This window comes from Bacillus sp. DX4.1, from assembly GCF_030348195.1.
In the GTDB taxonomy this organism is placed as follows: Bacteria; Bacillota; Bacilli; order Bacillales; family Bacillaceae_G; genus Bacillus_A.
In genome coordinates, this window is sequence record NZ_JAUCFT010000008.1 from 3,697,221 (window position 1) to 3,723,432 (window position 26,212).

A 26,212-nucleotide genomic window follows, 5' to 3' on the forward strand; every position below is an offset into this window, starting at 1 on the left:
TTTCCCCACTTCACCGCAAAACGCTTTGGAGTGGGGATTTTGCTACATAAATTTATTTTCCAATTGCTGTTGAAAAGACTTTTCTTGTTTACGAAATAATTGACTTCCTCGCTGGACCATAGGTGTTCCATATTTATGATTAATTTGATCAATGACAGCTAACAACGGTTCTTCTTTCGCGTCTTCTTCAAATGAAAATAAATCTAGTTGCTTGATCGATTCTGTTTTCCACTCTAATTCAGCAGCAGTAACACCTAGTAACCGAATCGGATCACCATCCCAATGTTTCTTCCACAATCGCGAAGCGGCCTGAAAAATATCACACTCTTCCCAAATTGCATTTTTTAATTGTTTACTTCGCGTAACTGCGCGTCGATCATAATATTTGATCATAATTTGTATGTTATATGTTACGAGCGCACGTTTTTGTAGCCGTTTACTAACAGATTGAGCTAATCGTTCTAGCATATCAAGCAATGCTTTCTCTTCATCCATATCTTTTGAAAATGTCGTTGAATTTCCAATTGTTTTATATTGACCCATTTGATTCGGGTCCACTTCTCGATTATCAATACCTTTTGCACGCTTTTGTAAATCAACGCCATGATTTCCAATTTTAGAACGAATCACATGCTCTTTACCATTGGCTAAATGGCCAATGGTATCTATATGAATTTCTTTTAATTTTTCAGCCGTTTTCTTACCAATTCCATGCATTGCCTCAACTGGGAGTGGCCAAAGTAATTCAGAAACATCACGCTTACGAAGTACTGTAATACCAAGTGGTTTTTTCATATCTGAGGCAGTCTTTGCGAGAAAAAGATTAGGAGCAATTCCAATGCTGCACGGAAGCTGTAATTCGGTTAATAACGTTTGTTGAATCATCTGAGCAATCTCAAGAGGTGAACCTAGTCCATAACAGTCTGTTATGTCTAAATAACCCTCATCTATTGAAACAGGCTGTATCTTTTCAGTAAACCGGGAAAGAATTTGAAACATCGCAAATGATGCTTCGCGGTACAATTCAAAGTTAGGGTGCTTTACAACTAATTCAGGACATAATCGCTTCGCTTCCCAAATCGGCATCGTTGCACGTACACCCTTTTCCCTTGCCTCATAACTGCACGTCACAATAATCCCTTTCCGCTCTTTTTCATCTCCTGCAATGGCTAACGGTTTTCCTTTTAACGACTCATCATGTGCGATTTCTACTGATGCATAAAAACAATTCATATCGACATGTAAAATTACACGACCGTTTTTTGGATACATTTCCCGCATTTAACTCACCCCCTCGAGAACATTTGTTCTCAATCCTATTATACCAAAAATTTTTTACGAAAACAGTGAAGCTTTTTAACCATTAAAAAAATATGTTCTTTCCAACTATATTTTTTTATATACTTTAATCAACAATGGATAATTATGTAAAAAAAGAAAGACATGAAAAGCTATAGTAAACTCAATTATACATTCTTAGTCATTATATTAATAATTGCTATTAACTATTTGCTACTTCCAATATTCAATATTAATTCGTTTGCGCTTCTCCCTTACTTATTAAAGATTTCAACGCTGTATATACTCCCGTGGATCTTTTTATACTGGTTGATTCGTTTAGTCAAAGCTATTGAATCAAAGTGATCAATAAAAAAAGAGCGTATAAGCCTTTTATGGCCTACACGCTCTTTTTCCTATATAATGCAATTACTTCGCTACTTCTTCAATAATCGCAATAACCAATTCAGCTGTTTTTGCTAATTCTTCAACAGGAATTTTTTCATTGGTTGTATGAATTTCTTCATAACCAACTGCTAAGTTTACCGTTGGAATACCATGGCCTGCAATTACGTTCGCATCACTTCCACCACCACTTTGGTGAAGGGAAGGTGTACGACCAATTTTTTCAGCAGCACGTTTTGCCACTTCTACAACATGATCGCCATCAGCAAATTTAAATCCTGGGTACATTACTTTTACTTCGACATCTGCTTGACCGCCCATTTCTTTTGCAGTCGTTTCAAATGCATCTTTCATTTTGCGAACTTGCTCTTGCATTTTTTCATCTACTAAAGAACGCGCTTCTGCAAAGATTGTTACATGGTCACAAACGATATTTGTTTGTGTGCCACCTTCGAAGCGACCAATATTTGCAGTTGTTTCAGAATCAATACGACCAAGTGGCATTTTTGCAATTGCTTTTGCTGCAATTGTAATTGCGGATACACCTTTTTCTGGTGCTACACCAGCATGAGCTGTTTTCCCACGAATAATTGCATTCACTTTTGCTTGTGTTGGTGCTGCAACTACGATTTCGCCAACTTTTCCATTGCTATCTAAAGCATAGCCATATTTCGCTGTAATACGTTCACGGTCTAATGCTTTTGCACCAACAAGACCAGATTCTTCACCAACTGTAATAATAAATTCAATTTTTCCATGAGGAATATTTTTTTCTGTTAAAACGCGGATTGCTTCAAACATAGATGCTAATCCAGCTTTATCATCTGATCCTAAAATTGTAGTACCATCTGATACGATATAACCATCTTTAATAGAAGGCTTAATTCCTTTACCAGGAACTACTGTATCCATATGAGAAGTGAAATAGATTGTATCTACTCCTTCTTTCGTTGCTGGTAGAGTACAAATTAAGTTACCAGCACCATGTCCAGTCACACCCATTGTGTCATCTTCAAATACTTCAACACCTAAAGCAGTAAATTTCTCTGTTAACACTTTACAAATTTCCGCTTCATATTTCGTTTCGGAATCTACTTGCACCAGCTCCATAAATTCATTTACTAAACGTTCTTGATTAATCATAAGAATGCGCCTCCTGCACTGCGTTATGTATGTAACAATGTTAATTATAACAGAATTTCGCAAAAGTTTCGAAAGACAAGACAAAAAACAGATGGTTCATCCATCTAGATAACCTTCTGTTTTCTTCTACTCATTTAAAAGCACCCAGCGCATATGGTCTTCCCAAACCCCATTCACCATTAGCATTTTTCGTGATACACCTTCATATTGAAAACCAATCTTCGTTACGACTTGTATCGACGCTAAATTACGAGGCATAATCGGCGCTTCTATACGATGTAACTGAAATTCTTGAAAAGCGACATCAATTGCTTTTCTAAGCGCTTCTGTCGTATACCCTTTATTCAATTCCTCTTTGTCTAATTTATAACTAAGAACGCAAGACTGATAAATCCCACGCACAATTAAATTGAAAGAAATACAACCAATGATATTCGTATCATCGCCTTTTTTAAAAATCCATAATCGAATAATTTTCCCTTCTATAAACTCTTTTCTATCTTTTTGCAATCGTTTCTTTTGATAATCCATTGTAAAAAAATCATCTGGTCGGTATTCTTCCCACGCTTTTAAAAACTCGCGATTTTTGTCGTAATATTGAAGAACTTGTTCTGTATACGACTCATCGATCTCTCTCAATTGTAAACGTTCTGTTTCGTATATTTTCATCATCGTATCTCCATTCTTCATCTTGTAAAACTTTTATAAGAGGGCACTACTCACGATGTTACATGTAACATAAAGTGAAACTTTAATCAGTGGGGGTTCTTCATCCCCCACTGATTATTAGCCCTCACCAATCGGGCTTTTACGGGCAGTTTATCCCCCATCTAACTTCTGTGCTTTTTGCTGAACTTTGAGGTGGGGTATTACTGTCCGCGAATAGTGGGATAAAAGGAAAAGATCATATGATTTAAACCGTTTTCTCAATCAAGTTATATCCCCTTTACTTCACTCATACCTTTTTATATTCTCTCTTTATTCCGAATTTTCCTGTTGAATGTTAGAGACCCTTCTCGAATTTTGTCTCATCTATGCCCTTGTCCACATTTCCATTTCTCGATACAATAGATAAGAAAGATTCGTGAGGAGGCCCATGATGAACAAAAAAACTCAAAAAGTTATGATTTACGTTATGTTAATTTCCATGCTTGTAACAACATTACTTGCTGGCGCAAGTATGTTTTGGTAAAAGGGCGATGCCATTCGTCCTTTTTTTACTTTTCATACATATTGAAATACGAATAGGCCATTTATCCCCCTAGATAGAGAATAAATGGCCTATTAAAACACGATTATGTTCCTACATGATCAGTGGAGCTTTTCCATTGATAGATGTTTTATTTAATTAGGAGTACAAGAGCTACAATACTAAAAGAAAATCCCATTGCAAGTGCCATGACAAAACTAGTGTAATACTTTTGCTGAAAAGCTCCTATTACAAAAGTAAAATTAAGAAGTGCAATGAATGCGATGGACAAGAGAAAAGAACATATATGAAAGGTTGCCAATATGAAAGTTACAATGAATAGAAAGCCGATGAAAAATTGCATATAAGAAAGCCTTGGATTCAAATACATACAAGCAGCTCCTTTTTACATCATCTATGTATAACTTCATTAACGCATGTATATGTACACATGTCAAGACAAGTTAAAGAAGCTGTTCAAAAAGTCCGGTAACGATAGCTGCCCTATTTCTTCGTTACGTCGCCACTCCGGTACTCATGTAGTTCAATCTACACTCCGTATCCTCCTGGCTTCCGCACCTCGAACTACTCGGCTCTCTTTATCCTCCTTTTTGAACAGGTACTAAAAGAGAAAGAAAAAGCCAACTTGTATTGTTAACCCTTTCATAAGCAATTGCCCCTTTTTCTTTTGCAAGTTGTTGAAATGATTTTTTCGATTTTACAATCGATACTTTTGTTCCAATTGGAATACGATCAAATAAATATTCTACATCTTGTTTCTGCATGCGAATACAGCCTTGTGAAATGTATTTTCCAATTGAACTTGGCTGATTTGTACCGTGAATGCCATATTTACTACCGTCTGTACCACGTGCATTGAATCCCATCCACCTTGAACCAAGAGGATTTTTTGGTGAACCACCAGGAATATTTTTAGCAATATAATAGGGGTCTTTCGCTTTCAAGATGATATCGAACGTACCTTCAGGTGTTAAATCATTTGTTTTTCCTGTTGCCACAGGAAAAACTTTTTGAATTTTCCCATCATCAATATAAGCAAGCTTATTCGTTTGCTTATTCACAATAAGAAACGGATCCCCAGCACGCGGGTTATCGCCAAGGGGCCAAATCGGCGAAAGAGAAATACATAAGAGTAAGGACAGAAGATACGACATAGTCCATTCCTACCTTCTATATAAGTTCTTTTACGTTATTCTTCCCTTTAAACCGACTTTTAATGAGTAAATATTGTTCCATCTCATAAACAAGTTGAACAAGCTTCGCCCGCATTTCAAATTCTTCACGTGTCTCCGGAAGTGGCATTTCCCGAAAAATCTCTCTCATCTCTTGTAATTGTCTAAGCGAGATTAAACCTGTACTTTCGGGACGAATAGAGTTCCCGACATTTTCAATCACTTCTGCAATCATACCAGCTTGCTCATATGACCATGATAAGGACGCCGCAAGTGGCATGATTCGTTCTAAAATTTCAAATTGTTGCATACGCATATCAAAATATCGATAATAGTAGTCATCTTCACGCATAAATTGATTCTCAAGTTTTTTAAAAGATAATTCTTTTGCCTCTTTCAACATTTCCTCTGTTTCAATTAATTCTTTCCCACTCCAAGTACTATCACGATTTCGCAAATATACTGCCATCTCAAATAAAATGGTTTTAAAATTAGATTCTACTTTTTTCTGATACCCTCTTAATTTCTTTTCAGCACTTGGCATGTAGAGATTCACTAACAACGCCACACTAATTCCAATTGTTAAAATCGCAATTTCATTCCCGATAGCCGACCATGTAATATGCTTTAACGAATACAAATGCATCACAATAACTGAACTTGTAACGATACCTTCTTGAATTTTAAACATGACAGCTGTTGGGATAAATGTAAGAAGTAACAAACTAATGGCGAGCGGCGTATAACCGATTGTTTCAAAAATACAAAATGAAAAAGCCATCGATAATAAACAGGCTAAAAATCGGTGCAATGATGCTTGAAGCGATTTTCGCTTCGTATTTTGTACACACAAAATAACAAGAATCCCAGCAGAGCTATAAAATTCTAACCCTAAAAGCTGAGCGATAAAAACTGCGACACCTGTTCCAACTGCTGTTTTCACTGTGCGATATCCGATTTTAAACATGTAATTTCTCCCATATGTACAAACTTATTCTTACAATAAGTATAAAGAAAAGGATGACAGACTGTCATCCTTTTCCTCCTATTATTCACGTAACTTTTACATGCTACAATATTTTTTGTAAAAATTCTTGCGCCCGCTTGCTTTCTGGTGCTGTAAAAAACTGCTCTGGGTTTGCATCTTCAACGAGCTTTCCACCATCTAAGAAGAGTACACGATCTGCCACTTCTTTCGCAAATCCCATTTCGTGTGTGACAATTGCCATCGTCATGCCCGTTGTCACTAACGATTTCATTACCTCTAGCACTTCTTTCACCATTTCTGGGTCAAGTGCAGACGTTGGTTCATCAAATAACATCACTTCTGGTTCCATCGCAAGTGCTCTAGCAATCGCTACACGCTGTTTTTGCCCACCTGAAAGACGATTTGGATACGCATCCTTTTTATCCAGTAACCCTACTTTTTCAAGAAGTTCCTTTGCCTTTTTCTCCACGTCTTGCTTCGCTACCCCTTTTACGTTTACTGGTGCATACATGATATTTTCTAATACAGTCATATGAGGAAATAAATGAAAGTGTTGAAACACCATCCCAACATGTTGACGTACATTCATAATATTTGTTTTTGGATTTGTTACTTCTTCATCATGAATCCAAATTTGACCACTTGTCGGTGTTTCTAATACATTCATACAACGTAAAAATGTTGATTTCCCTGATCCAGATGGGCCAACAATAGCGACAACCTCACCTTTTTTGATCGTTGTTGTAATTCCTTTTAATACTTCGTTTTGTCCAAATGATTTATGAAGGTTTTCTATTTTAATCACTTTTTTTCATTCTCCCTTCAATTGCTTTCCCGACAACTGTAAGAATAATTACTAGAATATAGTAAACAAGTCCGACAAATAGTAACGGTTCAAGATACTTAAATGTTTCACCGCCTACAATATATGCACGGCGCATTAAGTCTGTCGCACCAATTACTGTCACTACAGCCGATTCTTTCGTAAGTGTTGCAAATTCATTCACAAGCGCTGGTAATATATTTTTTAATGCTTGTGGTAAAATAATATTCCGCATCATTTTTCCATATGGAATACCTAGTGCCATCGCAGCTTCTGTCTGTCCTTTATCAACCGCTTGAATACCTGCACGGATTACTTCTGACATATATGCACCTGAGTTTAAACTAAATGCGAGCACCGCTGCTAGAAAAGCTGGTATATCATACCCAACCATTTGCGGAACACCGAAATAAATAATCATTAATTGCAAAACGAGCGGTGTACCACGAAATATCGATGTGTATATATCAGCAGCAATGTTTAAAACTCGTATTCTAGCAATTTTACAAAGCGCTAATAACGTCCCTAATACAAAGCCAATCAAAGCAGATACAGCTACAATTTTTAGTGTTACCTCTAAGCCTTTTAATATATATGGTATCGACGGAGTAATTGCTGAAAAGTCTAAGTTCATCTTTTGTCATTCCTCTCACAGAAAATAGAAAGGCAGCTTACTTTCCGCTGCCAAACCATTTCTTCACTAATTTATCCATTTCACCATTCTCTTGCATTTTCTTAATTACTTTATTAAATTCTGCTGTTTTATCACTATTTTTCGGAAGGGCAATTGCTGCTCCTACTTCTTCTGGAGCTTCCTTGATTTCAATTCCTTCTAAATCTTTCATTTTATCTAAATAATTTTTAGCAACTGTATCTTCTAAAATAGCAGCGTCAAAACGTCCAGCCTGAATTTCTTGTACGATTTCTGGTATACGGTCACGCCCCTCCGCCTGGAAGTTTACTTGTTTTTTGAAGTCCTTTGCTTTTTCTTCTTGAATAGAACCTGTTTGTACTCCTACTTTTTTATCTTTTAAATCTTGTAATGATTTAATACCAGAATCCTTTTTCGAAACGATCATGTTTTTAGCAACAAAATAAATATCTGTAAAATCCGCATTTTCCTTACGTTTTGGATTTGGGGTCATTCCTGCCATAACGAAATCAACTTTTCCCGAGCTAAGAGATGCTAACAATCCTCCAAAATCCATATCTTTTATTTTTATTTCATAACCAAGTTCTTTCCCAATATACTTTGCAATATCAACATCAAAGCCGATGATTGCATCACTTTTTGAAGCTTCTACATATTCATATGGTTTATAATCTGCTGAAGTCCCCATCACAAGTACTTTTTTATTTGTATTCGCTTCCTTTGTTTCTCCCTTACTACAAGCACTAAACATACTTATAATTAAAATAAGTGCAAATGAAATTGATAATACCTTCTTCATGTTTCTTCCCCCTAATAATGTATATTTAAAAGTTTTATAGAATTTTTATTCGATGTTTGTATTGTAGCAGTCTTTTTATTTTTATGCAACATTTAAAATAAAAATAAATTAAAAAATCCTAATTAACACCATTCAATATGTATTTCTTGTATAAAAATGTGCATAAAAATATATTTTTATGCATGTTAAAATTCATAATCTATGACTAAAAAAAGCGGTACATACACTTATACGTGTACGTACCGCTTTTTTATAATTATATTACAGTTCTTCACAATTCTCTTCAAAGTAAGATTGTAATTTTGAGATCACTTGCATCGGCTCATGACCTTCAATTTCATGGCGTTCTACCATCGTTACGATCTTTCCATCTTTTAATAACGCGAAAGACGGCGAGGATGGTGGATACCCCTCAAAATATTCACGTGCACGTGCTGTTGCCTCTTTATCTTGTCCTGCAAATACAGTTACAAGATGATCTGGTCGTTTATCATAATGTACGGAATGTGCTGCAGCTGGACGTGCAATTCCACCTGCACAACCGCATACTGAGTTTACCATCACAAGTGTTGTACCTTTTTGCTGTAATGATTCATCAACCGCTTCTGGGGTTGTTAATTCTGTATAGCCAGCGGATACGATTTCTTCACGCGCTTGACGGACAACATCATTCATAAAAAAGTTAAAGTTCATCAATGTTTTCCCTCCTCAAATCTATCTATTTGTATCTTACCAGTAACCGTTTCAGAAATACAAGTAAACTTACTTGTATTATCCCTAGTGTCGGCATACAAAACGTCCTAGAACAGAAGCTTTAAGACGTTTTTATTAATGTCCGCGATGCTTTTGCTTGGCTTTTTGCACTTTCATCAAACGTTTTCTCTGTTTTTCTGCTTCACGCTGCTCTTTAGATTGCGCTCGTTTTTCTTGTTTATGCACTTCGTACGATAAACTAATTGCCTCTTGAGCTTTCGTAAAACATGTTGTTTTCATTTCTTTTGCTGCTTGGCGAATGATACGCTTTATACCTTTCGGACGTTTTTTCTCTTTGATGTCTACGCCACATCTAGCAAAGCGATTAAAGTACGGTAATAACGTATCATTTACAAACAAAAGTATTTCTTCATCAGATGGTTCAGTACCAAACATGTACTGCGTTGCATACAGTTTCCCTTTTTCTTCGTGCTCAATCATCCCTACAAAATACTGACCATCATGATATACTGTCAATTTCATCAACAGCCCCTCCTTTAAAAACGATTCAGAAATACTGGACATCCCGGAGGGGGAAGGTTACTGACATGAAGTCATGCGTCCGGACTACCAACCGGAACTGTGTTTTTGCATTTCTATCACTATTATATAATATTTTACTTGTTTTTTACGATTTCTCCATAGGCTTCAATCATTTTTTTATGTGATCCTACAATATACTTCGGTAACTCTGTAATTGGAAAGAATTTCAGCTCGACAGCCTCCTCTTTATTTACAGAAAACTTACCTTCATACTCGTCTGTATAATATGCCGTCGTGACAGATTGAAACTCATCACCATTTGCTAATTTTATAAAATAGTTAGCTCCAGAATATACATTGATGAGCTTCAAATTTCTTACATGAATCCCCGCTTCTTCATACACTTCCCGACACGCTGTTTCTTCTGGGGATTCTCCAAGTTCCATTAAGCCACCAAGCAAGCCCCATTTCCCATACGGTTCCGTTCTTTGCTGCAATAACACATGTCCATTTTCGTTCAATACAAGAACAACAGCACCGACTAAAATTAAAGGGCGATGACCAACTACTTTTCGTAACTCTTCTACATATCCCATCGAAACAAACCCTTCTTTTTGTATTTCGTTGTCCACACTATTGTATCATATGTATAAAATGGAGAAATGCGTATATATTTCATTTTTTTAACACTATATTGATTTGTTCATTCTCATCTATCGTTGCTAATTGAATAGAGTGAATCGGTACTTTCGTTGACAATTGTACTCTTACCCATTGTTCTGTTTTTCCTAATAAGGCTAGAGCATCCTTTTGAATCTTTCCATTCTTCACAAGAATAAATGTAACAGATGCTTGTGTTCCAGTTACTTTCATATCTAGCCGAGAAACTGTTTCATATTGTGGATACTGAAATGCGGAAACAACTCCACTTGCTTCCCATAATGCAAATTTTATCGTTTGAACATCAGTAATGCTTTGTAAACGCAGCTCTGAAAACAAATATTCTACCGTAATGCGGGCTTTCTTTAAATTATTAAAATCAACAGAACCATTATGTATGAGGATAATGGGGGCAGGCTCTAAAAAGCGTCTCCACCGATCCCATTTTAACATCAAAATGGAGCTTACGATATGAAGAACTACGAGAACAAATGTTGTAATCATCGAGCCAAGCAAACCTACCTTTTCATCTGACAGTGCATTTGAAATATTTCCACCTAGCAATAAAACTAATACAACATCTAAAAAACGAAGCTGGGCAATAGAGCGTTGTCCCATTGCCTTGGCAATAATAATTAAAAAGATATATGCCAATACAGCACGAATTACCCACTCTACATTAGAGAGATGATGTGTCCCTTCAAAAATATGCATATGCATGAAGCTCACTCCTCACAAACACTGTATTTCTTTAGTTTGTGATTATGAAGGCTGTCTATGTACAAAAAAACTGATTCGCATAAGAACGAATCAGTTTTTTTCTCTATCAATATGATTTAATTCACTGAAAACATATACTTTTTGTATGTCTTTCGTACCGATAATATAAGCCCCATTAACATCATATTAGAGAACAAGGAACTTCCTCCATATGATAAAAATGGAAGGGCAATTCCTTTTACTGGCATTAACCCAACAATCATACCGATATTTTGGAAGATTTGCAGGGTTAAAATACCGATTGTTCCCGCACATAATAATGTACCAAACAGGTCATCTGCTGCATACCCGATTAGAATTGTGCGATAAATAAGCAGAAGAAACATAAACACAATGAAAGCTGCAATTAAAAATCCACCTTCTTCAGCAATCGTAGCGAAAATAAAATCTGTATGTTTTTCAGGGATATAGACGTTTCCATATCCAAATCCTTTTCCTTCCATTCCTCCACTACCAACCGCTAAAATTGATTGCTGCGTTTGATAGCCTTGATCTGTATAATCAAACGGTGCTAACCATCCTAAAATTCGTGATTGTTGATGCGGTTTTAACAAAGGAATCAACTTATTAAAAATAATATTTGGATATTGCAGAAATAGAAATATTAACGTAGACAAAATGGTTAATGGAACCACTGTACATATTGCAATGAGTTTCTTTTGAATACCTGACATAAAAAGAATACATGCAATAGCCGCAGCGTATAAGAAAACCATCCCTGTATCAGGCTGCTGATATACGAAAAGTGAAGGTGGAATCGATACTAAAATAATTTTTCCAACCAACAATAAATCCGTTTTAAATGTTCGTACCACATATGCCGCATTATGCTTCACTGCTAAACTAGCAACTAAAATAAGCAATGCAATTTTAAAAAACTCAGATGGTTGAACCGCTCCAATAAATGGTAATTTATACCATCTTTTTGCACCTAAGATTTCAGGTGTAAAACTTGAAACCGGCAATAAACGTAGTATTACAATAGAAGCAAAACCAACAATATAAAATGGCCAAGCGAGTTTTTGAATTTGATCTAAGTCGATACTCGCAACGAGCAGTAACAGGACAATTCCTATTAAATAGTTCACCCCTTGCTTCATAGCAAAGTTTTGCGTTCCATACTGCCCTGTTTGTTGGCTGCTATATATGGCAACTAAACTAGTTACACATAAAACACACAGGATTAAAATTAACTTCACATCTAAACTCTTTAGAAACTCGGTACTTCTCTTCATGATATGATATCCTCCTGAATCGTTGTTAAGCACAAATAAAAAACCAGGAGTCAACAACCTTCATGTTTTGACGACTGATTATACATAACGATATGTGAATGCACACAATCTATAAAGTGAAACTTTGATGAGTGGGGGTTTTTTTCATCCCCCACTCATCATTAGCCCTCACCAATCGGGATTTTACGGACAGTTTATCCCCTCACCTAACTTCTTTGCTTCTTGCAGAGCTTTGAGATAGGAGGATTACTGCCCGCAAATAGCGGGATAAAATCCTTATATAGAATAACTTTCTTACTTATACAATACAAGCTATTATCCTACAGTTACATCAGTAAAATTTTCCAAAAAAGTATTCTTTACTTATTGTATCTTTATATACAAGATAGCAGCAATGCATTTTCGTAAATTCATCATACATTGATATTCATTGTAAGATTAGCATTGAGAAATAAAATAAAACTTTGATCAGTGAGGGTTTCTTCATCCCCCACTGATCATTAACCCGCACGAATCGGGCTTTTACAGACAGTTTATCTCTCACCTAACTTCTTTACTTCTTGCAGAACTTTGAGGTGGGGGGATTACCGCCCACAAATAGCGGAATAAACTTTGAATTTCATGGTTAAACAAAGAAGAAAAGGGATTATTTCATCTATAGAAGATTAATTGAGGAATATAAAAAGCTCGCAAACGCGAGCTTTTTATTAATATACAGACGTATTATTTTCTGATACATTTTCAAGAATTTCTTTTACACGACCTAAGAACTTACCACAAATCAAGCCGTCAAGTACGCGATGATCAAGTGATAAGCATAAGTTAACCATATCACGTGCTCCGAACATACCGTTATCCATAATTACTGGACGTTTTACGATAGATTCAACTTGTAAGATAGCTGCTTGTGGGTGATTAATAATTCCCATAGACTGAACAGAACCAAATGACCCTGTGTTATTAATTGTGAATGTACCACCTTGCATTTCATCTGCTTTTAATGATTTTGTACGTACTTTTGTTGCAAGTTCCGTAATTTCACGAGCGATGCCTTTAATTGTTTTCTCATCAGCTTGTTTAATAACCGGTACAAATAATTCCGTTTCCGTTGCAACAGCGATAGAAAGGTTGATATCTTTCTTCTGAACGATTTTATCGCCAGCCCACATCGAATTAATTTGTGGATATTCTTTTAATGCTTGTGCAACTGCTTTTACGAAGAATGCAAAGAACGTTAAGTTAAAGCCTTCACGCTTTTTAAATTCGCCTTTAATTGAATTACGGTATGTTACAAGATTCGTTACATCCACTTCAATCATCATCCAAGCGTGTGGTGCTTCATGTTTACTACGCAACATATTAGCAGCGATTGCTTTACGTACACCTGTAACTGGAATTTCAATATCTCCAGGCATTGTTGGTACAGATACTGGTTTTGCTGCTTCTGTTTTCGTAGCTACTGGTGCAGCTGTTTTTGGCGCTTCTTGTAGTGTTGACGCCGGCGTAACAACTTCCACTTTCTTAGCACCTACTTGTGGAATATTTCCAGACTCCACTAATTTTAAAATATCTTTACGTGTAATACGGCCATTTGCTCCCGTACCTTCCACTAAATCTAAATCAATATTATGTTCACCTGCAAGTTTTAATACAGCTGGTGAAAAACGAGGTTTCCCATCAGTTGGTTGCTTCACTTTTGGTGCTTTTTCGGATGAAGCTACTTCTGCTTTTGGTTCCTCTTTTGTTTTCTCTTCCACTGCTGTTGCAGCTACTTCGTCTGCGCCCTCTACTTGGATTACACAAACGATTTCACCTACAGCAAGTGTATCACCTTCAGCAGCGACTAACTCTTTCACAATTCCGGTGAAAGAAGACGGTACTTCTGCGTTAACTTTATCCGTCATTACTTCTGCAAGCGGATCGTATTTATTTACGTGATCGCCAACATTTACAAGCCATTTACTAATTGTACCTTCCGTTACACTTTCCCCAAGCTGAGGCATTGTAATATTTTCTACAGCCATGTATAGTCCCCCCGATTAAAATTCCGCAAGTTCACGCATTGCTTTTTCAACTTTATCTGGATTTACCATAAAGAATTTTTCCATTGTTGGTGCATATGGCATTGCTGGAACGTCTGGCCCTGCAAGACGCGCAACTGGTGCATCAAGGTCAAATAAGCAGTTTTCTGCAATAATTGCTGCTACTTCACTCATGATGCTGCCTTCTTTATTGTCTTCTGTTACAAGAAGAACTTTACCTGTTTTTGAAGCAGCTTCAATAATCGCTTCTTTATCTAATGGATATACAGTACGTAAATCAAGAATGTGAGCCGAAATGCCATCTTGTGCTAATTTCTCAGCCGCTTGAAGAGCAAAGTGAACACATAATCCGTACGTGATAACAGTAATATCATCACCTTCACGTTTTACGTCTGCTTTTCCGATTGGTAATACATAATCATCTTCTGGCACTTCGCCTTTGATTAAGCGGTATGCACGTTTATGTTCAAAGAACAATACCGGATCTTCGTCACGAATTGCTGCTTTTAGTAAACCCTTCGCATCATATGGTGTAGAAGGAATGACAATTTTTAAACCTGGTTGGTTTGCAAACATTGCTTCTACAGACTGCGAATGATACAAAGCACCGTGAACGCCACCACCAAATGGTGCACGAATCGTGATTGGACAAGTCCAGTCATTATTTGAACGGTAACGAATTTTTGCTGCTTCAGAAACAATTTGGTTTACTGCTGGCATAATGAAATCAGCAAACTGTATTTCAGCAATTGGGCGCATACCGTACATTGCTGCACCGATTGCTACCCCAGCAATTGCAGATTCTGCAAGCGGTGTATCAAGCGCACGCTCTTCACCAAACTGATCATATAAGCCGTGCGTTGCTTTAAATACGCCACCTTTTTTACCAACATCTTCTCCTAATACAAATACTTTCTCATCGCGTTCCATTTCCTCGCGCATTGCTAATGTAATTGCGTCAATATAAGACATTACAGCCATGAAACGTTCCCCCCTATTCTGCGTATACGTGCTTCAATGCATCTTCAGGTGCTGCATACGGAGCATTTTCTGCATATTCTGTTGCTTCGTTTACGATATGCATGATGTCATCTAACATTTGTTTTTCAAACTCCTCTGTTAACACGCCAACTTCTTTTAAGTAAGCAGCAAATGTAAAGATTGAATCTTGTTTCTTTGCTTCTTCTACTTCTTCTTTATCACGGTATACACGATCATCATCATCACTAGAGTGAGCCGTTAAACGGTATGATACCGCTTCAATTAACGTCGGGCCTTCTCCGCGACGTCCGCGATCCGCTGCTTCTTTTACAGCTTTATATACTTCAAGTGGATCATTGCCATCCACTGTGTATCCTGGCATACCGTAACCAATCGCACGGTCTGATACGTTTTTACATGCTAATTGTTTTTCAACTGGGATAGAAATTGCATACTTATTATTTTCACACATGAAGATAACAGGTAATTTATGCACACCAGCAAAGTTAGCACCTTCGTGGAAGTCACCTTGGTTAGAAGAACCTTCACCAAAGGTAACAAACGTTACTAAATCTTTCTTTTCCATCTTCCCTGCTAATGCAATCCCTACTGCATGAGGTACTTGCGTTGTAACCGGTGATGAACCAGTCACAATACGGTTTTTCTTTTGACCGAAGTGGCCAGGCATTTGACGACCACCAGAGTTTGGATCTCCTGCTTTTGCAAAGCCAGACAACATAAGCTCTTTTGCCGTCATACCAAACGCTAGTACAACACCCATATCACGGTAATATGGCAATGCATAATCTTTTTCACGATCCAGTGCAAATGCTGCGCCTACTTGCGCTGCTTCTTGCCCTTGACACGAAATTACGAATGGAATTTTCCCTGCACGATTTAATAACCACATACGTTCGTCAATTTTACGTGCAAGCAACATCGTACGATACATTTCTAATACTTGCCCATCGCTTAAGCCAAGCTCTTCATGGCGCTTTTCTTTTACTTCTGCCATTTTAACACCCTCCTAAATCCACATTTTATGCATGTATTGCTTTTCCATCTACTGCTAATGCAGCTTCACCAATTGCTTCTGATAATGATGGATGCGGATGAATTGTATGTGCAACTTCCCAAGGTGTTGCATCAAGTACTCTTGCAAGACCTGCTTCAGAAATCATGTCCGTTACATGTGGACCGATCATATGAACACCAAGAATGTCATTTGTTTCTTCATCAACAACAAGTTTGACAAATCCATCTGATTCTCCATATACAAGTGCTTTCCCGATTGCCCGGAATGAGAATTTACCTATTTTTAATTGATACCCTTTGTCTTTAGCTTCTTGTTCTGTCAAACCGACAGAAGCAACTTCTGGACTACTGTATACACATTTCGATACCATAGAATAATCAATTGGCGTTACTTCTTTACCAGCAATATGTTCTACAGCAACAATGCCTTCATGAGAAGCAACGTGCGCAAGCTGTAAGCCACCAATTACATCGCCAATAGCATAAATATGTGATTCTTTCGTTTGATAAAATTCATTTGTTTGAATGTATCCTTTTTCCACAACGATATCTGTATTTTCTAAGCCAATATTTTGTGTGTTTGCTTGTCTTCCTACAGATACAAGCATTTTTTCAGCCGAAAATTCTTTATTTTCACCATTCAATTCTGCTTGGATTCGTACACCATTATCTTTTACCAACGTTTCTGGCAATACTTTTGCACTAGTAACAACTTTAATTCCTTTTTTCTTCAGAAGACGTTGCATCTCTTTTGAAACATCTTGGTCTTCAAGTGGCAGAACATGTTTTGCATATTCTAATACGGTGACTTCTACACCGAAATCAGCAAGCATAGATGCCCATTCGATACCAATTACGCCACCACCAACAATAATGATAGAATCAGGAAGCGCTTCCATTTTTAGGGCATGATCAGATGACATTACATATTCACCATCAAGTTCTAAACCTGGTAAAGAATTTGGGCGTGATCCCGTTGCAACGAGAACATTTTTCGGAATCAACATTTCATTCTCTTCTCCGCTCGCTAATTCAACAGAAATTGTTCCCGGCATTGGAGAGAAAATAGAAGGTCCAAGGATTCGGCCAATACCTTCAAACACATCAATTTTACCTTGCTTCATTAAATGTTGAACACCTTTATGAAGCTGCGTTACAATTTTTTCTTTACGCTCTTGCACTTTCGCAAAGTTCAATTCTACATTGCTCGTTACAACGCCAAACTCTTCCCCTTTTTTTGCAGTCGCAAAAACTTCGGCACTGCGCAGTAACGCTTTACTAGGAATACACCCCTTGTGTAGACAAGTACCACCTAGATTATCTTTTTCAACAAGTGCTGTTTTCAGTCCTAGTTGTGATGCACGAATAGCAGCAACATATCCACCAGTACCGCCGCCAACGATGACTAAATCATATTCTTTTGCCATATTCTCAACCCCTAGCTACCGTTTCTTTTTCTCGTACAACATACTCTTTTGGAGCTTCTTCTTCACGTAAAACACGAAGTGCGCCCTCTGCTAATGCTTGTAGTTCGTCTTCTCCAGGATGTACAATTACATCTGCAATCCAATGAACACGGTCTTTTATTTCATCAACAAGAATCTTACTATATGCGAGTCCTCCCGTTAAAACGATCGCATCTACTTTTCCATGAAGAACGCTACTAGCCCCGCCAATTTCTTTTGCAACTTGGTATGCCATTGCCTTGTAAATCAGCGTCGCTTCCGGATCACCTTGCTCAACCATATTCTCGACTTTAATTGCATCGTTTGTACCGATTAAACTAACCAATCCACCTTGTCCAACAATCTTTTTCATCATTTCATCACGATAATACTCGCCAGAGAAACACATTTCCACTAATTGCCCAACTGGCACTGTACCCGCACGTTCTGGACTAAATGGACCTTCTCCGTTTAAACCATTATTTACATCGATTACTTTTCCATTTTTATGAGCACCCACTGTTATACCGCCGCCCATATGAGCAATTAACAGGTTCAAATCTTCATACTTACGGTCTAGCTCTTCCGCAACTTTACGCGCGACTGCTTTTTGATTTAGTGCATGAAAAATACTTTTCCGCTCCATACCAGCAATCCCGCTAATGCGAGCAATCGGGTTCATTTCATCAACAACTACCGGATCGACAATAAATGCTGGAATGTTTAATCCAGAAGCAATTTCATACGCTAAAATACCCCCAAGGTTTGAAGCATGATGCCCACTATACCCATTCTTTAAATCTTCTAACATTGCTGTATTTACAGTATACGTACCGCCTTCGATCGGACGAAGTAATCCCCCGCGACCACAAACAGCATTCAATTTCGAAATGTTAATGCCATGAGAATGCAGAACTTCTAAAATTGTTTCTTTTCGAAATTCATATTGATCAATAATACGTTTATATTTTCCAATTTTCTCTACATCATGACGAATTGTTTCTTCTAAAACGGGTCTCTCATTATCAAAAACACCTATTTTTGTGGATGTACTACCCGGATTAATAACAAGGATTCGATTTAAGGACAATGTTGATACCTCCACCTTTGAATTCAAAAGACAGTGGAAACCTCACGAGAGGTAACCACAGCTTTTGTATAAATTGTACAGATAAGATTAGCGACGGCTAATAATATCGTGACCATTGCGTAAGTATGTGCTACGTGTATTTTTTAAGCTTGCAATACGTTCTTCAGCTAGACGATCTGCTGCCACATAAGTTGGCACACCATCACGTTTAGAAATTTCAATTACTTTTGCAATTGTATCGTAAATAGATTCAACGCGTTTAAGTGCACGCTCTCTATTGTATCCATATAATTCATCCGCTACATTAATTACACCACCTGCATTAATTACATAGTCTGGTGCGTATACGATTCCCATTTCATGAACTGTATCGCCGTGATGATTTTCTTTTAATTGGTTATTTGCAGAACCTGCAATTACTTTTGCTTTTAATTGTGGAATTGTTTCGTCATTTACTGTTGCACCTAATGCACATGGTGCGTAGATGTCACATTCTACACCGTAAATTTCATTTGGTTCAACAGAAGTCGCACCGAACTCTTCTACTGCACGTTGTACCGCTTCTTTATTAATATCTGTAACAATTAATTGTGCACCTTCAGCATGTAAATGTTTGCATAGGTGGTACGCTACGTTACCTACACCTTGAACAGCAATTACTTTACCTTCTAAACTATCTGTACCAAATGCTTCTTTTGCAGCTGCTTTCATACCGCGATAAACACCATATGCAGTTACTGGAGATGGGTTACCAGAAGAACCGAATGAAGGCGAAATACCTGTTACAAAATCAGTTTCTTCATGAATAATGTCCATATCATCAACTGTTGTACCAACATCTTCTGCAGTAATGTAACGTCCATTTAAACCTTGAATGTAACGTCCTAATGCACGGAACATTGCTTCACTTTTATCTTTACGTGGATCACCGATAATAACTGTTTTTGCACCACCTAGATTTAAACCAGCTGCTGCATTTTTATATGTCATCCCTTTTGCAAGACGCAATGCATCTTCAATCGCCGCTTCTTCAGAATCATATGTCCACATTCTTGTTCCACCAAGAGCTGGTCCAAGCGTTGTGTCATGAATTGCAATGATTGCTTTTAAGCCAGACTCTTTATCTTGACAAAATACTACTTGCTCGTAATCATATTTTTCTAAGTATTCGAAGATTTCTAATGTCATTGTCATTTCCCCCTAATTGTTTTACCCTTTTTGGTTTATTTAGAAGCAGTCGCAACTGCCAATGCTAATGAGTATACTTTTGTTTCCGCTGAATCAGCACGTGATGTTAAAACAATCGGTGCCTTCGCGCCTGCAATCATCGCTCCTACTTTTGCATTTGCAAAATAGACGAGTGATTTATATAGCACGTTTCCAGCTTCAATCGTTGGGACGAGTAAAATGTCTGCCTTACCTGCTACATCACTTACTATGCCTTTATGCTCTGCTGCAATTTGTGATACAGCATTATCTAAAGCAAGTGGTCCATCAACAACACAATCTTTAATCTGGCCACGGCGATTCATTTGTGTTAACATCGCCGCATCAATTGTTGCCTGCATTGCTGGATTAATAACTTCTACCGCTGCAATCGGAGCCACTTTCGGCAATTCAATTCCGATTGCCCGGGCAACTTCCACAGTATTTTGTATAATAGCAGCTTTTTGTTGTACATCAGGTGCAATGTTCATGGCTGCATCTGTAACAAAAATAAAGCGATCGTAATTCGGAACTTCAAACGCCGCAACATGTGATAGCACACTGCCCTTACGAAGTCCCCACTCTTTATTTAATACTGCCTTTAAAATACTTGCTGTCGGGATGTTCCCCTTCATAAGTACATCTGCTTCGCCACTTCTTACAGCTTTTACAGAGAGTTCCGCAGCTTCAGCATTTGATGAAGCTGAAATCACTTCAATATGTTCTGAAGGCTGTAATCCATGGTCTTGTAACATACTTATAATTGTTTCTTGATTCCCATATAGACGAAATTGAGCTAACTGTAATTGTATTGCCTTAGCTACTGCTTCAATCACTTCATGATCTTCAGCTACTGCTACAGCAACCGTTTTTTTTGGCTGCTCAGCTGTTTGATCGATTAGGTTTCGTAACTTCATATTTTGTAATCAACCCTTTCCATCGTCCCTCGTCTATTTAATAAGCAAATACCGTGCCAACTTTTTATATTGGTCATACCAATTATGAAAACGCATACAAAACACAGTGAAATCAATACTTTGAAAATTTATACAATATTCTGTCTTTAATTGTCGTTTTATTTGAACCATGCAATAAATTGCACGGTACGCAATTTATTGCATGCTATTTTTTGCACGGTCATATTTTTCTAGCTTATAATATAAGTTTCGAACGGAAATTCCTAAAGCTTGTGCTGTTTTCGTTTTATTCCCATTGAATTTCTCTAAATATTCACAAATTATACTCCCCTCAAATTCAGCCACTAAATCATCCAGAGGTTTTTCCTCTAACATCGGAAGGAGGTTACTTCCTTTCAAATCTACTTGATCTTCTTTGTGCAATGACGGCAAATGATGTACATCAATATACATTTCGTTATAATTCATAAAAATAATAGCTCGCCCTAAAATATTCTCCAGTTCACGTACATTTCCCGGCCAATCATACGATTGTAAATATTGAATTGCTGATTCTGTTAACCCTTCTACATTACGGCCGTAGTCTTGGTTAATTTTTTGAATCAATCTTTCCGAGATAATAGGAATATCTTCTTTCCGCTGCCGAAGAGACGGGATTTGAATTGGAATTTTATTCAAACGATAATATAGATCTTCTCGAAATCCACCTTCTATAATCGCTTTTTCCAAATTCACATGCGTTGCGGCAATGACCCGAACATTAACGGGAATTGCCTTCGTTCCTCCAACTTTTACAATTTCCTTTTCTTGCAACACACGCAATAGCTTCGCCTGTGTACTTGCAGACAATTCACCAATTTCATCTAAAAATATACTACCGTTATTTGCTTCTTCAAAAAAGCCTCGTTTACCGCCTCGTCTCGCACCGGAAAATGCCCCTTCTTCATAACCAAACAATTCACTTTCTAATAAAGATTCCGAAATAGCCGCACAGTTCACGCGAACAAATTTATTATATTTCCGATTGCTCCCATTATGAATCGCATGTGCAAATAACTCTTTTCCAGTTCCTGACTCTCCGCGCAGCAGCACAGTTGCCGGTGTATTTGCCCCGAGCTTCGCTTGTTCAATTGCAGCCATCGTCTCATCGGATGTTCCAACAATATCATCAAATGCATATTTCGCTTCTAAAGTCCGAATAATTTGTCTCGCTCGATTTAATTCGTGTGTTAACTTTTGAATTTCGGATACATCGCGAATCACACCGACGCTCCCCTTCAATATCCCATCAACAATGACCGGTGCAACATTCACAATTACATCGCGCTTTTTCTGTCCGATTTTCATATGTATACCTCGCACCGCTCTTCGCGTCCGAAGCACTTTCATATGCATACTCTCGCCCTCTACAATATCAGTAGTTGCCGGTTCCCCGATAATATCTTCCTCAGAAAGACCTGTTAACTTCGTATAAGCAGGGTTTATGACGAGCCCTCTTCCTTGTTCATCCACAACTGAAATTGCTTCCTCAGACGAATGAATAATCGCTTCTAACAATGTTTGAATTTCTTTTAAATCAGTAACTTCTTCTGCTAAATCAACAATTTCTGTAATATCTTTAAAAATAGCAAATGCCCCTTGTACTTCTCCATCTTCTTTTAAAATTGGAATGCGTGTTGAAATGATTTTCTTTCCATTATCTAGCGTTAACTCGTGATTCACTTCTGTTTTTTTCGTTCGCATAATACGAAGTAATTTACTTGTTGGAATCACTTCTAAAATATATTTCCCTATCACTTCTTCATTTTTATAACCTGTCATTCGTTCTGCACTCTTATTAAACAATCGCACATGCCCTTCTTGATCAATAACAATCATCCCGTCATGTGTAGAATTTAAAATCAAATTTCCTTGCTGCGTTTGTTCTTTCAGCTTTTCAATTAACTTTTCTTTCTCATGGGCCAACTTCGTAACAATTTTCGCGACATTTCCTGGTATAAGAAGCATATGCTCTTGTTTCTTCGCTAACAGAACCTTATATAAATGATAATCTCCACTCATATCAAAAATCACATCAATATCTTCTGTAAGAAACGCTCCCCAATCGCTCCCAATTGCAATATTCTGCTGTTTGGCAAGCTGCAGTCCCCTCGCATCTGGATTTATATCAACAATTCCAACAACCTCAAATATATTTGAATTTTGCAGCAGGTCAAGAATCGTGCTGCCCCCTTCACCCGCTCCAATAATTAATACTTTTTGTTTCATACGATCCTTCCCCTCGAAGTATCTCTGCAAAATTTTTCACACCTTTATCTTACTCGTTCAGCAATCACTTGACAAATCCCCTTTACATATAACATCATTTGATATATACGAAATTATCTGAAAAGGAGCGTTTTCTATGCAGCGTTACCTCGCTCTTCTATTAGCACTCATTCCAATTTTACTAGCAGTGCTAGGTATTAAATTGATGAGGGATACTGTATTTGGCATTCTTTTATCTCCAATTCCTGTATTATGGTTACAATTTTTAATTGGCGTTTTCTCCTTCGGAATTGGTTTCTTCATCTTTGGTGGTTTTGTTTTACATCGTGATCGAAAACGCAATAAAGTACAAGCGCGTTTTCGTAGGTAATACAAAACGTCAAAATAAAAAAATGAGACCTATCAAATTAGCAGGTCTCATTTTTTTATTTGTAATAACGCTCTCGCTGTTTCTGGATAATCCGTGATAATCGCTGAAATATTCATATCAAAATATTTACGCATAACTGTTTCATCATTAATTGTATACGGCCTAACATCCACACCACTATCCATTGTCAGTTTTGCAATCCCATCAGGAAGATAACGATAATTAGGATGAATACCACTAGCCCCCATTTTTTGTGCATATGCCCATGGGCTATGTAAACCTTCCCGATATAAAATCGCTGTTTGGATATCGGGAGCCATCATATGACATTTTTTCATACTGTAATGATTAAAAGAAGAGAAAATCGTCCGCTCCTCTAATCCATACTTTCGTACAAGTGTAATGACTTCTTCTTCTAAACCACGATATGGTATTTTATTATTTTTTAATTCAATATTCAGTAACAATTGATTTGATCCGAGCCACTCTAGCACTTCCTCTAATAAAGGAATGTGGCAAAAACCTACCTTCTCAAAAAACGTATAACTTGCATCTAACTTCCGTAAATCTTCATATAAATAATTTCGAACAGCACCTTTTCCATTCGTTGTACGATTGACCGTTTCATCATGGATAACAACAACTTTCCCATCCTTCGTAAATTGTACGTCTAATTCAATACCATCTGCTCGAAACGATTCCGCTGCTTCAAATGAAATCATCGTATTCTCTGGATACGTTCCCGCAGCCCCGCGGTGTGCAAATATAAGAGTCATCCTCTCTCCCCCAATCTTATGCTATACTATACGAAAAAGGAGGTACTTCTATGAAACCATTACAAATTTCTCCAGATACGGCAGTTCGATTATCAAAAGCTCTTGGTGTTCCTCTTGAGCAACTTATGCATATGCCTCAACATATTTTAATTCAAAAATTAGTTGAGTTAGAAAAACAATCGAAAGACGAAGAATAATATAGTCCTGTTCTACAGGGCTTTTTATTATGACACACTGTATTTTTCCTCATTTTATTATATCACGCGAGAATTCTTCAATAAAATATGCAAAATTACTCAAATACAACGACTTCTTTACTCATCACGTACATTTTATATCGAGATAAAACCCATTTAATAAAGTGAAACTTTAATCAGTGGGGGTTTTCTTCATTCCCCGCCTAACTTCTTTGCTTCCTATCGAACTTTGAGGTGGAGGTATTACTGCCCGTTAATGCGGGATAAACATAGTACATAAAAAAATCAAAAAATAAACCACGAAAAACTCGTAGCTCACTTCTATGGCTCAATTATAATCGATTTTCTGTATTCCATTGCTTATCTTGGAGTTTCATAGCTTCATCACCGAAGAAATGTAAGATATATTCTTGTTCCTCGGTTTTGTTTTTCTTAGCTATCTCATCACCAGCATACTTGCCATTAGAAAGAAAACTTAGAATTAAAATACTGATTTGAATTGGATTTTCTCAACAAACAATATAGATAAATATGGTAAAATAGATTTGAGTCGATATTATTAAAATTAAAGTGGTTTCAAGTCAGAGAAAGGCACTCATTTGAGTGTCTTTTCTTTATTCTTTAAAGGACCTGCTCATTTGTCATCACTAAACATAAGCTATAATGTGAATCCGTTAAACAGTCAATCACCTATTAGTTTTATCTCCTTAACAAAAGGAGGAAGAAACATGGGATCTGGATTTGGTGGCGGATTCGCTTTACTGATCGTGCTGTTCATCCTGTTAATCATTATTGGATGTAGTTGTTGGGGCGGCGGTGGCGGATTCGGATACTAACAAAGAAAAAGCACTCATTTGGGTGCTTTTTCTTTGTCGAAATCCACTCTATTAATTTATAAAGGAGACAATATTTGCTTATGAAATATACATATAGAATTTATGAAGGTCCCTTGAATACCTTAATGATTGAACTACCAGAAAAAATTTCTTTAGTTGCAGATTTATTAGAAGATGATATTCATAGCAATCATGGTATACAGTATTTAGATAAAGTATTAAATAGAGAATTAGATTTTCTTGAGATAAGCGGAAATAGTTGTAACTTAGAAATAAAAGCAGATTACACAAAAATTATACACCGTTATTATGAAGATGAAGAAAATACTTGTGAAATTGAAACTATTGAATTAAAAAACTTGATGTTAGTATGGTTAGCAGAGTATGAAAATTACTTGCGAAACCATGACTCTAACTAGAGTAAGGTATTTATTAAAGCCAATTCCTGACAAGGAGTCGGCTTTTCTTTATTATTTCATGTAAACATACACATCACTAGCTGAAATCTAATACATATTTCTTTTGGAGTTTACTAAGTTTCCCCATTATCTTGCATTTTAAAGCCGGTTTCCCTAGAAATTTATCAGCGAAATTGAGTACGTATATCCGAAGTAATACAAATACATTCAAAACGATTTACAACTCATAAAACGTAGAGTATTATCTCG

General features: G+C 37.1%; 29 protein-coding genes. 6 read left to right on the forward strand and 23 right to left on the reverse strand.

Translation table 11 applies throughout. The annotated features are described in order from the left end of the window. Positions 1-42 precede the first annotated feature (42 nt). Positions 43-1,281: a DNA polymerase IV gene (locus QUF99_RS21775; RefSeq protein ID WP_289372829.1), complete on the reverse strand. Its 1,239-nt coding sequence runs from the start codon at positions 1,279-1,281 to the stop codon at positions 43-45. A gap of 162 nt (positions 1,282-1,443) precedes the next feature. Between QUF99_RS21775 and QUF99_RS21780 the strand changes: the two genes are divergently transcribed. Beyond that, positions 1,444-1,644 carry a hypothetical protein gene (locus QUF99_RS21780; RefSeq protein ID WP_289372830.1) on the forward strand — a complete coding sequence of 67 codons (201 nt, stop codon included), beginning with the start codon at positions 1,444-1,446 and terminating at the stop codon, positions 1,642-1,644. Between the two features lie 63 nt (positions 1,645-1,707). Here QUF99_RS21780 and QUF99_RS21785 read toward each other — a convergent pair whose 3' ends face one another. Continuing rightward, positions 1,708-2,826 carry a tripeptidase T gene (locus QUF99_RS21785; RefSeq protein ID WP_289372831.1) on the reverse strand — a complete coding sequence of 373 codons (1,119 nt, stop codon included), beginning with the start codon at positions 2,824-2,826 and terminating at the stop codon, positions 1,708-1,710. 126 nt (positions 2,827-2,952) lie between these two features. Further along, positions 2,953-3,498 (reverse strand): GNAT family N-acetyltransferase, encoded by a 546-nt coding sequence (locus QUF99_RS21790; protein WP_289374733.1) that lies wholly within the window; start codon positions 3,496-3,498, stop codon positions 2,953-2,955. Between the two features lie 427 nt (positions 3,499-3,925). On the opposite strand from QUF99_RS21790, the gene prli42 reads away from it, so the two are divergent. After that, the gene (gene prli42 / locus QUF99_RS21795) at positions 3,926-4,018 is read left to right on the forward strand and encodes a stressosome-associated protein Prli42 (protein WP_289372832.1); all 93 of its coding nucleotides are present in this window, start codon (positions 3,926-3,928) and stop codon (positions 4,016-4,018) included. Between the two features lie 148 nt (positions 4,019-4,166). Here the strand turns inward: prli42 and QUF99_RS21800 are convergent, their stop codons facing one another. From QUF99_RS21800 to QUF99_RS21890, 19 genes are all read right to left on the reverse strand, one after another. Further along, a complete protein-coding gene (locus QUF99_RS21800) occupies positions 4,167-4,406 on the reverse strand; it encodes a DUF3894 domain-containing protein (RefSeq protein ID WP_289372833.1) in 240 nt (79 codons plus the stop codon). A 208-nt stretch (positions 4,407-4,614) separates the two neighbouring features. Further along, entirely contained in the window at positions 4,615-5,190 is a 576-nt protein-coding gene (locus QUF99_RS21805) for a L,D-transpeptidase (RefSeq protein WP_289372835.1), read from the reverse strand. Between the two features lie 16 nt (positions 5,191-5,206). Beyond that, the gene (locus QUF99_RS21810) at positions 5,207-6,175 is read right to left on the reverse strand and encodes an aromatic acid exporter family protein (RefSeq protein WP_289372837.1); all 969 of its coding nucleotides are present in this window, start codon (positions 6,173-6,175) and stop codon (positions 5,207-5,209) included. Positions 6,176-6,278: 103 nt separating this feature from the next. Then, on the reverse strand, positions 6,279-7,001 hold the full coding sequence (locus tag QUF99_RS21815) for an amino acid ABC transporter ATP-binding protein (protein ID WP_289372839.1): 723 nt from the start codon (positions 6,999-7,001) through the stop codon (positions 6,279-6,281). Beyond that, on the reverse strand, positions 6,994-7,653 hold the full coding sequence (locus tag QUF99_RS21820) for an amino acid ABC transporter permease (protein WP_289372841.1): 660 nt from the start codon (positions 7,651-7,653) through the stop codon (positions 6,994-6,996). Before QUF99_RS21820 ends, QUF99_RS21815 begins: the two co-directional genes overlap by 8 nt. Before the next feature lie 37 nt (positions 7,654-7,690). Beyond that, positions 7,691-8,470, reverse strand: coding sequence for a transporter substrate-binding domain-containing protein (locus QUF99_RS21825; RefSeq protein ID WP_289372843.1), 780 nt, complete (start codon positions 8,468-8,470; stop codon positions 7,691-7,693). 261 nt (positions 8,471-8,731) lie between these two features. Further along, entirely contained in the window at positions 8,732-9,163 is a 432-nt protein-coding gene (locus tag QUF99_RS21830; RefSeq protein WP_286125328.1) for a BrxA/BrxB family bacilliredoxin, read from the reverse strand. Between the two features lie 135 nt (positions 9,164-9,298). After that, on the reverse strand, positions 9,299-9,706 hold the full coding sequence (locus QUF99_RS21835; protein WP_289372844.1) for a YjdF family protein: 408 nt from the start codon (positions 9,704-9,706) through the stop codon (positions 9,299-9,301). A 134-nt stretch (positions 9,707-9,840) separates the two neighbouring features. Next, positions 9,841-10,302, reverse strand: a complete 462-nt coding sequence (locus tag QUF99_RS21840; RefSeq protein WP_289374734.1) for an NUDIX hydrolase — start codon at positions 10,300-10,302, stop codon at positions 9,841-9,843. Between the two features lie 79 nt (positions 10,303-10,381). After that, positions 10,382-11,086, reverse strand: coding sequence for a DUF421 domain-containing protein (locus tag QUF99_RS21845; RefSeq protein ID WP_289372845.1), 705 nt, complete (start codon positions 11,084-11,086; stop codon positions 10,382-10,384). A 116-nt stretch (positions 11,087-11,202) separates the two neighbouring features. Further along, positions 11,203-12,381, reverse strand: coding sequence for an FtsW/RodA/SpoVE family cell cycle protein (locus tag QUF99_RS21850; protein WP_289372847.1), 1,179 nt, complete (start codon positions 12,379-12,381; stop codon positions 11,203-11,205). Between the two features lie 707 nt (positions 12,382-13,088). After that, positions 13,089-14,405, reverse strand: a complete 1,317-nt coding sequence (locus QUF99_RS21855) for a dihydrolipoamide acetyltransferase family protein (RefSeq protein WP_289372849.1) — start codon at positions 14,403-14,405, stop codon at positions 13,089-13,091. A 15-nt stretch (positions 14,406-14,420) separates the two neighbouring features. Continuing rightward, complete coding sequence (gene bfmBAB / locus QUF99_RS21860) at positions 14,421-15,404, reverse strand: 3-methyl-2-oxobutanoate dehydrogenase subunit beta (protein ID WP_289372850.1); 984 nt, start codon at positions 15,402-15,404, stop codon at positions 14,421-14,423. A 13-nt stretch (positions 15,405-15,417) separates the two neighbouring features. Further along, entirely contained in the window at positions 15,418-16,419 is a 1,002-nt protein-coding gene (bfmBAA, locus tag QUF99_RS21865; protein WP_289372851.1) for a 3-methyl-2-oxobutanoate dehydrogenase subunit alpha, read from the reverse strand. 25 nt (positions 16,420-16,444) lie between these two features. Beyond that, on the reverse strand, positions 16,445-17,866 hold the full coding sequence (gene lpdA, locus QUF99_RS21870) for a dihydrolipoyl dehydrogenase (protein WP_289372852.1): 1,422 nt from the start codon (positions 17,864-17,866) through the stop codon (positions 16,445-16,447). A gap of 4 nt (positions 17,867-17,870) precedes the next feature. Continuing rightward, the gene (gene buk, locus QUF99_RS21875; protein WP_289372854.1) at positions 17,871-18,974 is read right to left on the reverse strand and encodes a butyrate kinase; all 1,104 of its coding nucleotides are present in this window, start codon (positions 18,972-18,974) and stop codon (positions 17,871-17,873) included. An 87-nt stretch (positions 18,975-19,061) separates the two neighbouring features. Next, complete coding sequence (locus QUF99_RS21880) at positions 19,062-20,162, reverse strand: leucine dehydrogenase (protein WP_289372856.1); 1,101 nt, start codon at positions 20,160-20,162, stop codon at positions 19,062-19,064. Positions 20,163-20,197: 35 nt separating this feature from the next. Next, a complete protein-coding gene (yqiS, locus tag QUF99_RS21885; protein ID WP_289372858.1) occupies positions 20,198-21,097 on the reverse strand; it encodes a phosphate butyryltransferase in 900 nt (299 codons plus the stop codon). A gap of 195 nt (positions 21,098-21,292) precedes the next feature. Beyond that, positions 21,293-23,365, reverse strand: coding sequence for a sigma 54-interacting transcriptional regulator (locus QUF99_RS21890; RefSeq protein WP_289372861.1), 2,073 nt, complete (start codon positions 23,363-23,365; stop codon positions 21,293-21,295). Between the two features lie 136 nt (positions 23,366-23,501). Between QUF99_RS21890 and QUF99_RS21895 the strand changes: the two genes are divergently transcribed. Continuing rightward, positions 23,502-23,735: a DUF2627 family protein gene (locus tag QUF99_RS21895; protein ID WP_289372863.1), complete on the forward strand. Its 234-nt coding sequence runs from the start codon at positions 23,502-23,504 to the stop codon at positions 23,733-23,735. Between the two features lie 47 nt (positions 23,736-23,782). On the opposite strand, the gene QUF99_RS21900 is transcribed toward QUF99_RS21895, so the two are convergent. Further along, the gene (locus QUF99_RS21900; RefSeq protein WP_289372864.1) at positions 23,783-24,511 is read right to left on the reverse strand and encodes a glycerophosphodiester phosphodiesterase; all 729 of its coding nucleotides are present in this window, start codon (positions 24,509-24,511) and stop codon (positions 23,783-23,785) included. A gap of 50 nt (positions 24,512-24,561) precedes the next feature. On the opposite strand from QUF99_RS21900, the gene QUF99_RS21905 reads away from it, so the two are divergent. The 3 genes from QUF99_RS21905 (at position 24,562) to QUF99_RS21915 (ending at position 25,963) form a co-directional block, all read left to right on the forward strand. Beyond that, entirely contained in the window at positions 24,562-24,708 is a 147-nt protein-coding gene (locus QUF99_RS21905; RefSeq protein ID WP_286121854.1) for a YycC family protein, read from the forward strand. Between the two features lie 728 nt (positions 24,709-25,436). Beyond that, the gene (locus QUF99_RS21910) at positions 25,437-25,544 is read left to right on the forward strand and encodes a YjcZ family sporulation protein (RefSeq protein WP_289374736.1); all 108 of its coding nucleotides are present in this window, start codon (positions 25,437-25,439) and stop codon (positions 25,542-25,544) included. 80 nt (positions 25,545-25,624) lie between these two features. Beyond that, the gene (locus tag QUF99_RS21915) at positions 25,625-25,963 is read left to right on the forward strand and encodes a hypothetical protein (protein WP_289372868.1); all 339 of its coding nucleotides are present in this window, start codon (positions 25,625-25,627) and stop codon (positions 25,961-25,963) included. Positions 25,964-26,212: the final 249 nt, after the last annotated feature.

Bases quoted from the DNA above. Each gene is read 5' to 3' on its own strand.
- QUF99_RS21775 (WP_289372829.1), bottom strand. From the start codon at position 1,281: ATGCGGGAAATGTATCCAAAAAACGGTCGTGTAATTTTACATGTCGAT.
- QUF99_RS21780 (WP_289372830.1), top strand. From the start codon at position 1,444: ATGAAAAGCTATAGTAAACTCAATTATACATTCTTAGTCATTATATTA.
- QUF99_RS21785 (WP_289372831.1), bottom strand. From the start codon at position 2,826: ATGATTAATCAAGAACGTTTAGTAAATGAATTTATGGAGCTGGTGCAA.
- QUF99_RS21790 (WP_289374733.1), bottom strand. From the start codon at position 3,498: ATGATGAAAATATACGAAACAGAACGTTTACAATTGAGAGAGATCGAT.
- prli42 (WP_289372832.1), top strand. From the start codon at position 3,926: ATGAACAAAAAAACTCAAAAAGTTATGATTTACGTTATGTTAATTTCC.
- QUF99_RS21800 (WP_289372833.1), bottom strand. From the start codon at position 4,406: ATGTATTTGAATCCAAGGCTTTCTTATATGCAATTTTTCATCGGCTTT.
- QUF99_RS21805 (WP_289372835.1), bottom strand. From the start codon at position 5,190: ATGTCGTATCTTCTGTCCTTACTCTTATGTATTTCTCTTTCGCCGATT.
- QUF99_RS21810 (WP_289372837.1), bottom strand. From the start codon at position 6,175: ATGTTTAAAATCGGATATCGCACAGTGAAAACAGCAGTTGGAACAGGT.
- QUF99_RS21820 (WP_289372841.1), bottom strand. From the start codon at position 7,653: ATGAACTTAGACTTTTCAGCAATTACTCCGTCGATACCATATATATTA.
- QUF99_RS21825 (WP_289372843.1), bottom strand. From the start codon at position 8,470: ATGAAGAAGGTATTATCAATTTCATTTGCACTTATTTTAATTATAAGT.
- QUF99_RS21830 (WP_286125328.1), bottom strand. From the start codon at position 9,163: ATGAACTTTAACTTTTTTATGAATGATGTTGTCCGTCAAGCGCGTGAA.
- QUF99_RS21835 (WP_289372844.1), bottom strand. From the start codon at position 9,706: ATGAAATTGACAGTATATCATGATGGTCAGTATTTTGTAGGGATGATT.
- QUF99_RS21840 (WP_289374734.1), bottom strand. From the start codon at position 10,302: ATGGGATATGTAGAAGAGTTACGAAAAGTAGTTGGTCATCGCCCTTTA.
- QUF99_RS21845 (WP_289372845.1), bottom strand. From the start codon at position 11,086: ATGCATATGCATATTTTTGAAGGGACACATCATCTCTCTAATGTAGAG.
- QUF99_RS21850 (WP_289372847.1), bottom strand. From the start codon at position 12,381: ATGAAGAGAAGTACCGAGTTTCTAAAGAGTTTAGATGTGAAGTTAATT.
- QUF99_RS21855 (WP_289372849.1), bottom strand. From the start codon at position 14,405: ATGGCTGTAGAAAATATTACAATGCCTCAGCTTGGGGAAAGTGTAACG.
- bfmBAB (WP_289372850.1), bottom strand. From the start codon at position 15,404: ATGGCTGTAATGTCTTATATTGACGCAATTACATTAGCAATGCGCGAG.
- bfmBAA (WP_289372851.1), bottom strand. From the start codon at position 16,419: ATGGCAGAAGTAAAAGAAAAGCGCCATGAAGAGCTTGGCTTAAGCGAT.
- lpdA (WP_289372852.1), bottom strand. From the start codon at position 17,866: ATGGCAAAAGAATATGATTTAGTCATCGTTGGCGGCGGTACTGGTGGA.
- QUF99_RS21880 (WP_289372856.1), bottom strand. From the start codon at position 20,162: ATGACATTAGAAATCTTCGAATACTTAGAAAAATATGATTACGAGCAA.
- yqiS (WP_289372858.1), bottom strand. From the start codon at position 21,097: ATGAAGTTACGAAACCTAATCGATCAAACAGCTGAGCAGCCAAAAAAA.
- QUF99_RS21890 (WP_289372861.1), bottom strand. From the start codon at position 23,365: ATGAAACAAAAAGTATTAATTATTGGAGCGGGTGAAGGGGGCAGCACG.
- QUF99_RS21895 (WP_289372863.1), top strand. From the start codon at position 23,502: ATGCAGCGTTACCTCGCTCTTCTATTAGCACTCATTCCAATTTTACTA.
- QUF99_RS21900 (WP_289372864.1), bottom strand. From the start codon at position 24,511: ATGACTCTTATATTTGCACACCGCGGGGCTGCGGGAACGTATCCAGAG.
- QUF99_RS21905 (WP_286121854.1), top strand. From the start codon at position 24,562: ATGAAACCATTACAAATTTCTCCAGATACGGCAGTTCGATTATCAAAA.
- QUF99_RS21910 (WP_289374736.1), top strand. From the start codon at position 25,437: ATGGGATCTGGATTTGGTGGCGGATTCGCTTTACTGATCGTGCTGTTC.
- QUF99_RS21915 (WP_289372868.1), top strand. From the start codon at position 25,625: ATGAAATATACATATAGAATTTATGAAGGTCCCTTGAATACCTTAATG.